Origin of the sequence: Microcystis sp. LEGE 08355, from assembly GCF_015207185.1 — a bacterium.
GTDB classification, from domain to species: Bacteria; Cyanobacteriota; Cyanobacteriia; order Cyanobacteriales; family Microcystaceae; genus Microcystis; species Microcystis panniformis.
Genome location: NZ_JADEXI010000101.1, coordinates 1 through 11256, shown reverse-complemented (window position 1 = coordinate 11256; position 11256 = coordinate 1). Strand labels below are relative to the sequence as shown.

General features: G+C 42.6%; 11 protein-coding genes. 6 read left to right on the top strand and 5 right to left on the bottom strand.

What is annotated here, in order from left to right; translation table 11 throughout:
* Window positions 1–1139, top strand: a 1139-nt coding sequence (locus tag IQ242_RS07495; RefSeq protein ID WP_193959538.1) for an NAD(P)/FAD-dependent oxidoreductase, incomplete at its 5' end; no start/stop codon positions are given.
* Here the strand turns inward: IQ242_RS07495 and IQ242_RS07490 are convergent.
* A complete protein-coding gene (locus IQ242_RS07490; protein WP_193959537.1) occupies window positions 1119–1538 on the bottom strand; it encodes a GAF domain-containing protein in 420 nt (139 codons plus the stop codon). The genes IQ242_RS07495 and IQ242_RS07490 overlap by 21 nt on opposite strands.
* Window positions 1539–1623: 85 nt before the next feature.
* Here IQ242_RS07490 and IQ242_RS26885 point away from each other — a divergent pair, with 85 nt between their 5' ends.
* Together IQ242_RS26885 and IQ242_RS07480 are read left to right on the top strand one after the other, a co-directional pair.
* Entirely contained in the window at window positions 1624–2958 is a 1335-nt protein-coding gene (locus IQ242_RS26885; protein WP_193959536.1) for an AAA family ATPase, read from the top strand.
* Window positions 2955–3647, top strand: a complete 693-nt coding sequence (locus IQ242_RS07480) for a Rho termination factor N-terminal domain-containing protein (protein WP_110579420.1) — start codon at window positions 2955–2957, stop codon at window positions 3645–3647. The genes IQ242_RS26885 and IQ242_RS07480 overlap by 4 nt, the downstream gene beginning before the upstream one ends.
* Before the next feature lie 453 nt (window positions 3648–4100).
* Here the strand turns inward: IQ242_RS07480 and IQ242_RS07475 are convergent, their stop codons facing one another.
* Window positions 4101–4817 carry a 1-acyl-sn-glycerol-3-phosphate acyltransferase gene (locus IQ242_RS07475; protein ID WP_193959535.1) on the bottom strand — a complete coding sequence of 239 codons (717 nt, stop codon included), beginning with the start codon at window positions 4815–4817 and terminating at the stop codon, window positions 4101–4103.
* A gap of 155 nt (window positions 4818–4972) precedes the next feature.
* Here IQ242_RS07475 and metG point away from each other — a divergent pair, with 155 nt between their 5' ends.
* Both metG and IQ242_RS07465 read left to right on the top strand, forming a co-directional pair.
* Window positions 4973–6586 (top strand): methionine--tRNA ligase, encoded by a 1614-nt coding sequence (metG, locus tag IQ242_RS07470; protein ID WP_193959534.1) that lies wholly within the window; start codon window positions 4973–4975, stop codon window positions 6584–6586.
* A 100-nt stretch (window positions 6587–6686) separates the two neighbouring features.
* Window positions 6687–7292: an NYN domain-containing protein gene (locus IQ242_RS07465; protein ID WP_002743578.1), complete on the top strand. Its 606-nt coding sequence runs from the start codon at window positions 6687–6689 to the stop codon at window positions 7290–7292.
* Between the two features lie 229 nt (window positions 7293–7521).
* On the opposite strand, the gene IQ242_RS07460 is transcribed toward IQ242_RS07465, so the two are convergent.
* The 3 genes from IQ242_RS07460 to IQ242_RS07450 all read right to left on the bottom strand — a co-directional run bounded on the left by IQ242_RS07460 (window position 7522) and on the right by IQ242_RS07450 (window position 10292).
* The gene (locus IQ242_RS07460; protein ID WP_193959533.1) at window positions 7522–8718 is read right to left on the bottom strand and encodes a DNA double-strand break repair nuclease NurA; all 1197 of its coding nucleotides are present in this window, start codon (window positions 8716–8718) and stop codon (window positions 7522–7524) included.
* A gap of 88 nt (window positions 8719–8806) precedes the next feature.
* On the bottom strand, window positions 8807–9964 hold the full coding sequence (locus IQ242_RS07455) for a HigA family addiction module antitoxin (protein ID WP_193959532.1): 1158 nt from the start codon (window positions 9962–9964) through the stop codon (window positions 8807–8809).
* Window positions 9957–10292, bottom strand: a complete 336-nt coding sequence (locus tag IQ242_RS07450) for a type II toxin-antitoxin system RelE/ParE family toxin (protein ID WP_193959531.1) — start codon at window positions 10290–10292, stop codon at window positions 9957–9959. Before IQ242_RS07450 ends, IQ242_RS07455 begins: the two co-directional genes overlap by 8 nt.
* Before the next feature lie 419 nt (window positions 10293–10711).
* Here IQ242_RS07450 and rpsL point away from each other — a divergent pair, with 419 nt between their 5' ends.
* Complete coding sequence (gene rpsL, locus IQ242_RS07445; protein WP_002772000.1) at window positions 10712–11095, top strand: 30S ribosomal protein S12; 384 nt, start codon at window positions 10712–10714, stop codon at window positions 11093–11095.
* The last annotated feature ends 161 nt before the right edge of the window (window positions 11096–11256 follow it).

Genomic DNA, 11256 nt, shown 5'->3' with positions numbered 1-11256 from the left:
ATACTGCTCTACGTTTGAGTCAATTACCTTGGCCCGATCAACACCCCCCTCAAATTACCTTAATTGATAAAAGCGATCGCTTTTTATTTTCTCCCCTTCTCTACGAATTAGTCACCTCAGAACTGCAATCCTGGGAAATTGCCCCCCCTTTCAGCGAATTGCTCGCTAATACCCCCGTTGACTTCCAACAGGGAACCGTCACGGCGATCGATGTTAATAATCATAAAATAACCCTTGACAATCAAAACGATATATGCTACGACCGCCTCGTGATCGCCCTCGGTGGTCAATCTTCCCTTGACTTCCTACCCGGGGCCAGAACCCACGCTATCCCCTTTCGTAGTCTAGAGGATGCCTATCGTCTTCGGGATCGACTGAAAACCCTAGAACAATCCGATCGCGATAAAATTCGGGTCGCCATTATCGGGGGCGGTTATAGCGGCGTAGAATTAGCCTGTAAGCTGGCCGATCGCCTCGGAGAAAGGGGAAGAATTCGTCTGATCGAAAGAAATAGCGATATACTTGGCCCTTCAACCCAATTTAACCGCGACACCGCCAAAAAAGCCCTAGAAAAACGTCTAGTTTGGTTAGATCTAGAAACCACCGTCGCCGATATCCAAGCTGATCGCCTCTCCCTTGACTACAAAGGACAGATCGACAATATCCCCGTTGATCTAATTCTCTGGACCGTTAGTCCGATCGCCTCTCCACTACTCGCTAATTTGCCCATAGCACATAATGAGCGCAAATTACTAAAAGTTAATCAATATTTACAAACTGTCGAAAACCCCAGCATCTACGCGATCGGCGATGCGGCCGATAGTCGCGATCAAGAGGATAAACCCTATGCTGCCACGGCTCAGGTCGCCCTTCAACAGTCCGACTACTGCGCTTGGAATATTTGGGCGAGTTTTCACGATAAACCGGCTTTACCCTTCCGTTATCAACCTTTAGGCGAAATGTTGACCCTCGGAGTCGATGAGGCTACGATTAGCGGTTTAGGACTAGAATTAGCCGGTCCCCTTGCCCATCTTACCCGTCGCTTAGTCTATCTCTACCGACTGCCCACCCTTAACCATCAAATCGCCGTAGCATTCAACTGGATTACCCAACCGCTTCTATCCCTCATTTCTGAGTAGCGAGTTCAGATATTCCTCCACTAACAAACTATCTCGATCGGTCAATTCCTGACCATCGAGACGGTTTAAAAGCATTACTGCACCAAATAACCGATTATTAACCCTAATTGGCACAGCTAAAGCCGTTTTTATCCCCAAAGCCACCGCTATATCCTGACGGATGCGATTATCTCCTAGGGTTTGTCCCACCACCACCGGACAACTCCCCTGGTAAACCACCGTACACAATCCCGACGTGGCAATATCACCCCTTTTGCCCACAATTGCCCCGGTGTTTTTACCCGCACCCGCCCGATAATAAATACTATCACCGTCAAATAGGGCTATAATCACCGTTTCTGTTGGAATTAAACCTAAAATTTCTTCAGCCAAGCGATCGAGATTAGTTAATTTTTCCATAATGGGTTAGGGGTTGAGGAGATAGAGTGTTATACTCAAAAAAAACAGCGATTCATTAACTTTAGTCTATAGTTTGTGAACTCAAATGAAAGATAACACCCCCAGAGTAACAAGTCTCAAATCTTATCTTCAGCATTTGCCTCAAGATGCGTCGGAAGCGATCGTTAGCACCAACTTTGCACGTTACCTGATATCATATTTAGGATTTTCAACCACGGAGATAATCCCACAGTACGAAACGGGAGGCGGTGGGATTACCGACTTTGCCACTCGGAGAAACCTAGCAAACGATATTTTTCTGCATACAAAGAGTAATCCTTTTCTGCTGATAGAGTTAAAGGGTAGAGATATTAACCTAACTGAAAATAGTCCAAGTTATAAGGCAACTGTCAATCAGTTAAAGCGTCAGTTATTAGGGACTAAGTGTCAAGCAGCCCAATGGGGAATTATCAATAATAGTTCACACATCCAGTTATTTAGAAAACATGGTAAAACCATTTTTCCTGCCACTACTTGCATAGAGCTAACCCCTGAGAACATTGATGATACTGTAGCTCTGATCAAGACAAAAATTGACAATACTCCCAAAGCATTAACGGTTACTGTTTACAATAATAAAGGCGGTGTAGGCAAAACCACCACAACCGTAAATCTTGCGGCTATTCTTGCTTTTTTAGGTAAAAAAGTTCTAGTTTTAGACTTTGATTTTAATCAACGAGATTTAACTGGCTCTCTCCTAAACATAAAACCACAAAATGGACTACTAGAAGAGGCTTTAACTGATAAGAATATTGATCTAAAATCAGTGATTATTCCTTATATTTTTAAGAATACAAAACTACAAATTACCTTCGATGTTGTTCCTGCTGATCCTAAAATAGCAGGGCTGACGGAATTTGACTATCATTCTAAAATGAAAATATCCACTCTCCATAGAAAATTAGACTTAGCTAGATATGAATATGATTACATCTTTATAGATGCAGCTCCCAATTGGCGATTTACTAGCCAGCTGGCTGTTTATGCTGCCGATGTTGTCCTCTTACCCACAAAACATAACAATTCATTCTCCCTTAATAATGCAGCCACTGCCATCAAGGAGTTTCTGCCGGAAATGCAAAAATCAAAAAAAGATGGGACTCCCATAGCCTTACCAATTTTTTTCAACGGTGAGAAGATTACTCAACCACAGTTACAGCTTGCCCAAAAAGAAATTAATCAAATACTAAAAAATGACAAAAACCTTGTACACTATTTTTATCCCAGATATACTAATGCCAAAAAAGATTTACATATTCATCACCTGCCAGAATACGCTATTATAGCCAGTGCTGCTTTTGAGCGCGTGCCAGCCGTTTATAAAAATCGTTCCGCTCATGACTATTACAAAGACTTAGCAAAGGAGTATTTTTTACAATGATGGAATATACCGATATTGGTACTTTGAAGTATCTCTACTTAGATGAAATAGAAATTACTAATGGGACAGATGCTGATAGTTTTTTAATTGAAGTTACTGCCAAACTATTACAGCAGACAGGTGGACGCAATTGGCTGCCTGTAATCGTCAAAGAATTATCAGAGGATCGCTATGAAGTTATCGGCAACTCATTTGTTTATGCTGTGGCTGAAAGGGCTGGACTAGAAAGAATTTGGTGTATTATTGCCGATGGAACAGAAAATGCTAGGAATATATCCAGAGTTTTGGCAAGAGAAGAAACCCCAAAACTAAATCTTTCAACAGCTTCAAGAGAAGAAATTAAATCTGCTTTACAGTTCTTAATTGAACAACCGAATAGCCCCCTAAAAACAGTTAAATTAGCTACTGCTACTGCTAGGATTGATGAGGCTCCCCGTCAATTCTGGAAGAGTTTAGATTCAATTGTTGCCCTCAAGTGTGGAATTACAAAAGGGAAGGGATTGGATTTACTCAAAACTGTCTTTTATCTCACTCCTGAATCTCAACAAGATGCAGTGATTGAGGAATTTTCAGAAGAAACTCTCAAACTCAAGACTGTTTCTGAATTAAAGACTCTAGCCAAAGAAAAGGGAATCGTTGGTTTAAGCAAGATGAAGAAAGCAGAGCTAGTCAGAATATTGGCGCAATAGAAAAAGGAGTATCAATTATGAGTTAGGAAGTGGGAAGTATTTTCAGTGAACAGTAAACAGTCGGGGTAGGGTTGATTCATGAATCAACCCTACCTTGAATCAACCCTACCTTGAATCAACCCTACCTTGAATCAACCCTAGAACGTAGGTTGAGCTTCGGCTGTGAGCTTTTGCGTTCGACAAAAGCTCACGCCGAGGTCCGAACGGTTGAAGCATGAAACCCAACGCCCGATCATTTTAGGCTACTGCTAACCCATCCTACAAATAATTGTGCCTCCCTGCTTATAACAAATCACTCCACTATCAATTATGAATTATGAGTTAGGAAGTGAGAAGTATTTTCAGTGAACAGTAAACAGTAAACAGTAATCAGTGAACTGAAAACTCACATCTGATAACTGATAACTGATAACTGATAACTGATTCAAGGCTGCCGACCGCCTCCTGACTTCGTTACCCTTTCAGCAATAAATCGCTAATTTCCGACTGACAATGACCAATTAAACGATTAAGGGCTTTTTTTCCTTGTTTACCTTGATAATCTGAGCGATCGCTCTCAGTAATTTCGTAGGGACGACCGATCGCCACCTTGACACGATGATAAAATACAACGGGATGCCAACCATCTTGATCGAATAAAGGTTCCGTGGTATCTAACCAGCGCAGCAAACGCACGGGAAAAGGACTAATAACAGTTTCCGACTCGGAGAGAATAGCCACAGGTAAGACCGATAGATTCTCCACCGGACAACGCAGGGCTAAATGGGCAAATCCGCTTTGAAAACGGCTAATTTGACGAGGATCAGTCAAATTTAACATCGGCGATCCACCTTCCGGAAATAAACCGATCCATCGTCCGGACTGTAAAAAATCCGTTGCTTGCTGAAAAAAAGTCCGGTGGCGTTTTTCGGGGGTATCAAAGGGAAAACAGCCCAATTCTCCGATTAATTCCCGCAAAAGCGGCGTTTTTCCCATGTAGTGATGACAGGCAATCGGGAGAGTTTGGCCCAAAGCTTGAATTAAAATCGGCGCATCTAAAAAGCTACGATGGTTACTTACCACGATCGCCACTCCTTGACTGGGTAGATTTTCTTGACCGACGGTAAACAGACTCGTGCGCGTGGTATCAAGAATTAAACGAGAGGTGGATAGGGGGGTAAGCAGCTTCATGGAAAAAAAAAATCGGCCTTAAGATTGTTTTTATTGACTTAGACTACAACTAAAGGATAAAACAGAATCAGAGGATCATAAAATATAGGGATTATCTCCCAATCATCTACAGAACGCCACCGGGGCAGCCTCGTCTATTTAAAAAAATAAATTTCATGAATGATTTGAATGAGCGAAAAACATTTGCTTTAACAACACCCCTTTATTATGTCAACGATGTCCCTCACATCGGTAGTGCTTACACGACGATCGTAGCGGATGTTATGGCACGATGGAAGCGGTTACAGGGAAATTCTGTCCTCCTAATTACAGGAACCGACGAACACGGACAGAAAATCGAACGGACTGCGGCAGCCAAAGGACTCGCTCCCCAGGAACACTGCGATCGCATTGCCACCAGTTTTGCCAATCTCTGGGCAAAGCTACACATCCAGTATGATCGCTTTAGTCGTACCACTGCCCCCCGTCATCAGGCAATTGTTAACGAATTTTTTGAAAGAGTCTGGGAAAAGGGCGATATCTATCTCGATCGCCAACAGGGTTGGTATTGCGTCGCCTGTGAAGAATTTAAGGAAAAAAGAGAACTGTTAGATAATGGCTGTTGTCCCATTCATACTAACCTGGCCGCCGAATGGCGCGACGAGGAAAACTATTTTTTCCGTCTCTCTAAATACCAAGCACAACTAGAACAAATTTACCAAGAGCAACCCAATTTTATTCAACCGGAAAGCCGACGTAATGAGGTTCTCAACTTTGTCAACCAAGGACTACAGGACTTCTCCATCTCTAGGGTTAATGTGGCTTGGGGGTTTCCCATTCCCCACGATGGTCAGCATACCATCTACGTTTGGTTTGATGCCCTTCTTGGCTATGTTACCGCCCTTCTCGACCCCGAAGACGAACCCACCCTAGAAAATGCTCTGGCCAAATGGTGGCCAATCGATCTGCATCTGATCGGTAAAGATATATTAAGATTCCATGCCATTTATTGGCCAGCTATGCTAATGTCGGCGGGTTTACCCTTGCCTAAAAGAGTATTCGGCCACGGCTTCTTGACCAAAGATGGGCGTAAAATGGGCAAAAGTCTCGGTAATACCCTCGATCCCTTCGATTTGGTTGATCGCTATGGGGCCGATGCCGTCCGTTACTATTTCGTTAAAGAGATTGAATTAGGACAGGATGGCGATTTTCAGGAAACCAGATTTGTTAATATTCTTAACGCGGATTTAGCCAACGATTTAGGCAACCTCCTCAATCGCACCCTAGGCATGGTCAAAAAATACTGCCAAAATATCCCCCCCCAGTTGACTGGCATAGATATCCCCAACGATAATCGTCTTAAGAATATGGGGATCAATCTAGGAGTTATTGTTGAACAGAAGTATGATGCGCTACAATTTAATCAAGCCTGTGAGGAAATATTGGCGTTAATTCGCGCTAGTAACAAGTTTATCGATGAGAGTGCGCCCTGGAGTTTATTTAAACAGAAACAACAAGCAGCGGTAGAACAAGTCCTCTACGCAGTTTTGGAATCAGTAAGACTCTCTGCCTACCTACTCTCACCGATAATACCGACCTTGAGCAGTAAAATTTATCAACAACTAGGTTTTGTTATTGATTTTAATACTTTCAGGTCGGAGGATGGGGAAAACTCCCCTGATGGTGTCTCTTTTTCCCAACACTGTCAATGGGGATTACCCACAAATCCACAACTAGGAACACCTGAACCGATCTTTTCTAAACTAGAACTGCCGTTAAACGATTCCTAAAGGAATTTTTTGATAACTCTATTTTTTAAGGTCTGTTGTCCTTTGGGATACAACTGGCAAACACCCAACACTAAACTTTTAACAAACGAGGAAAAATAAAATGTTTGATGATTATGACACGGCCCCAGTCTTCACCCCCGAACAAGTGCTAGAAAATCGCGGTCGTGTGGCGATTTTCATCGATGGTTCTAATTTATTTTATGCGGCTCTGCAATTAGGTATCGAAATTGACTACACCAAATTACTTTGTCGTTTAACTGCTGGTTCTCGTCTCTTGCGCGCCTTCTTTTATACTGGAGTTGATCGCACTAACGAAAAACAGCAGGGATTTCTCCTCTGGATGCGTCGCAACGGTTATCGAGTCATCGCTAAAGATCTAGTACAATTGCCCGATGGTTCCAAAAAAGCCAATCTCGACGTGGAAATCGCCGTGGATTTAATGGCTCTAGTGGGTTCCTATGATACCGCAGTCATTGTCAGTGGTGATGGGGATTTAGCCTATGCTGCCGATTCCGTCAGTTACCGCGGTGCGCGGGTGGAAGTGGTTAGTTTGCGATCGATGACCAGTGATAGTTTAATTAATGTAGCCGATCGCTATGTTGATCTAGATCAAATCAAAGAAGAAATTCAAAAAACTAGCAAACATCACGTTAGTTATAATAATTTCCCCGTCAGCGTCTTAGACCAAGATCGTAGCAGTCGCTAGAAAAATTCAGCAAAAATCAAGTTAAAGGTGGGTAATTCCCACCTTTTTCAGTGATCAGTTATCAGTTATCAGTGACCAGTTATCAGTGACCAGTTATCAGTGACCAGTTATCAGTTATCAGTGATACTAAATCCGGTTATTAAAGACTGATTATTTATCCCCTCTTTTGCCTCTTACCTATTGCCTTTTGCCTGTCCTGATATGTAGCCTATACTCAACAGATTTACTATCAAGCGATACTACTGCGCTTTCTCGCTTCCTTATAAGATGTTCCCACATCCTGTAAACCGACTTTAATCATTTGTTGTTCCAAAAGGGCAAAAAAACGCAAGCGATCGCCACCTTTAATCACTGCTAAATTGTGCGCTTCCGCTAAGGCGATCGGATAACCATAACCTTTTAACACCTGGGCCAGTAAAATACTCAAAGAGCGATCGAGTAATTCTCCCTCCTCCACCACCCAAGCAGGAACCTCTACCCTAGCGATTTCCGTCCCCACATGGAGATAACAGAAGTAAATGCGATGCTCATCCCCATAAAGATCGAGTATCTTCAAAGAACTGCGCCAAAAAGGACTTCTTTGCCCTGGTTCCAATAAATAACCCCAGAGAGAAGCATCCCGGAGAGGATCGACAACGCGACAAGGGGTTTTTTCTGGGTCTAAATCACCGCAATTGATCAAGCAATTGGGAGTATCATAGGGACAAGATTGTAAACGCAGGAAATTTAAGCCTTCCGTGCTACGAGAAGCACTAATATAACCTATAAGCGGGATTTTAGCCGAGCGCAAATCGTCCCAAGACTGAAAAATCGGTGGCAAAATTAAATCTTTTGCTTCCGGGGGGAGACTATCGATAAACCAATAGATCAAAGAACCATCCACGAGGGCTAAATTTGGTTCATAATGGGCGCCGGGGGGTTTTACCCAACGAGTAGCCATTTCCGCTAACATTTGGCTTTCTAATACCGTCCGACGATAACTCATCCACTCATCCACGCGAATACCCCACTGTTTAGAAATGTAGAGGTCTTCCGATTTGTAATAGACTTCGGGAATGCTATCGAGGAGCGGGTGTAAATTTTGGCCATAGTGCAACATGATCCTACCGATATTAATTAGATAACAGTAGGCGATTTCGTGGTGAGAAGGGGCAATTTGAGAACCATCCGTGGCAAAAACGCTATGACTTTCGGGAGCGGGAAGGATAGTAACGCGGGTGTCGAGAGGTTCGATCGGTAGCGCGACGGAGAAAATTAGGCGATCGTGCCAGTTATGATAGAGTTCTAGCAGTTTTTCCTGTTGCTGTTGAGCCTGTTCTAAAAGAATTTTAGCCCGTTGCACTCGCTCACGACTAGCTGCCACTTCCTGTTGAAAATGTTGACTAATCCCAGGCATTTTTGCCGCTAATTTCGCAAGATCGAGCATAACTATCCTCTCCCTGACTTTTTTTGATTTTATCGCAATTTTGTTAGTTATTGTCAAATTTATCCATAGTAATCTCCGCTTACAGCATTTATCTCAAGGGTGAGATAGGAAGTTTTCCTTTTGGGGAGTCGCTCGTCAATACCAAAAAGGAATCCTGCGTATTTAGACAATATTTGTCCTTGAGATCATTACAGTTTTGATAAGAAATAATTTGCTCATGTTGCAGTCTACCCACAATAATACCAGGGTGTATTCCTAGTTGTTCGGCAAATTGATTAATAGCTTTTTTACTGAGAGAATTATTGGCGATAAATCTCTGCCAATCTCTGGAATCAATTAAGAAATTAGCCGCAAAAATATCCGCCTCTTTTTCTTTAATTGTATCTTGAATATCTTGCCCCTCTAAAAATAAAATTCGTTTCCCATGTAATAAAATATGACCAGCTTCATGAAAAAAAGAAAACCAAAAATGATCATTGGTTTTGTATCGATCGCTCAATTGAATTAAAGCTTTCTGAGAACCTAACCAACGGGTAGCACCGCATACCCTTGTTTTCGGAAGTTCAGAAACAAAAACCAAGGCAACTCCCGCTGCCGCACAAAGCTCGCTCATTTGCGGTTGAAATACTTCGATCGACTTAACAGTTAACGAACGAATTTGCTGCAAGGCATCTCTGAATTTCAACTCGTTGTAATCAGCACAATTAATTTTCGATGCCTCTATTTCTCCTTGACGTAACCATGCTGTTATTGCCACTTGATCGCTCTCAAACCCCTGAGAATTTCTAAAATCAATCGATAAATTTTTTTCCCAAATCTCCTCCCATTGCTCAGGGGAAACAACGGCAAAAAAATTCAAGCTCTCCCGTAATTGCTCTATTTTATCCTCATAAAACTTGAGCCAGCCTAGTTTAGTCATCTGCCGATAAGGAATTTGTTTTAACCAGCCTAAATAACCTTTTAATCTTTGATTCTCATTTTTTCTCGCTAAATATTCCCGATAAAGTCTTTCGCGCTCTATCCAGAAACTGGCGGTAGTTCCTAACACTAACTCTATCTGTAAAGCGGTATCGATAGTAATCTCCGCTTTACCTTTTATGATCTCATTGATAGTCTTTTTCGGTCTGCCCATGCGTTGGGCAAGTTCCGATTGAGACATATTTCTTTCTTCTAGGATTTCGGCAAGGGTTTCTCCCGGTGGAGAAATAAAATCCGGTGCATATCTGTTCTCAATAGTATTAGTCATGGGTGTCATCTATGCCAATAATTACGACTGCGGTTACTTTCTTCCAATCAATTCCCCCGTCTGCTTTTTGAGGAATCGGTATATTAGCCGGCTCAAAAATTAGTCTGAAGGGATGAACTAAATCTAGGGATAGTTGTCCAGCCCGGTTATATAATAATTCGTGGCAACGTCCCGGCAGCGCTCGCATTTCCTCCAGGACCATAACTGCTTTTAAGTCATCGAGTCTTTGCCTGATTTTCTTAGCCATCTTCTCTCCATACTGTTTTTTCAGTAGTCTTTGGCTATTGCATTCGTTCTCAAATTTTTTTTCCTTAAAGACAATATCCATTGTAGATGACCCTTGGAATATTGTTAACCTTTGAGGTTAACAATATTTTATGGTAGCCTGTGGTGCATCCAGTACAAAAGCTCTAAATATAGCGTTAAGAGCTAATAGTCTAGACACCAGTTCTGAAAATGAGGTTAGCTAGAGACAGCTTTTCAGACATTGGCCGATTAATCAGGTGATAATTATCGCTAAAATTGCACCATCAAGCCAAAACAACGAAGCTGTAATTTTATCGCCTAATAACGCTAAAATTAAGTGCCGCCGCTGCCCAAGAAAAAGACAATCTCTAAACCTCTAAACCAGAGAAAAGCACAATCCCTGACTTGACAACAAGAGCGGCAATTTGGTATGATGGCCTTTTGTCAACGATTTGACCTTCGGTAAAAGGAGTTCAGAGTAACCTTAGATACAGCCCTATCATGCCCACCATTCAGCAATTAATACGCGACGAAAGATCCAAAGCGAAAAGAAAAACCAAATCTCCCGCCCTCAAACAATGCCCCCAACGTCGGGGAGTTTGTACAAGAGTATATACCACCACACCGAAAAAACCCAACTCAGCCCTGCGGAAAGTGGCTAGGGTACGTTTAACCTCTGGATTTGAGGTGACAGCCTACATCCCGGGTATCGGTCATAACCTGCAAGAACACTCGGTCGTCCTTATTCGGGGCGGTCGGGTCAAAGATCTACCCGGAGTCAGATATCACATCATTCGCGGCACCCTCGATGCCACCGGGGTGAAAAACCGTCAACAGGCGCGGTCTAAGTACGGAACCAAACGCCCCAAACCCGCCGCTAAATAAACAGGGGATTGATTAACCAAAAAAAAATACTCCCACCGAGTCGGTCAAAGTTAACCCAAGAGACTGAAAACTCGCAGGAGAGGGTTTGAGATGGGCTGTAATCATCCGACTGTCAAGCAAAAGTTAAAGTTAACCTAGAAAATTCAGGAATATTCAGATGT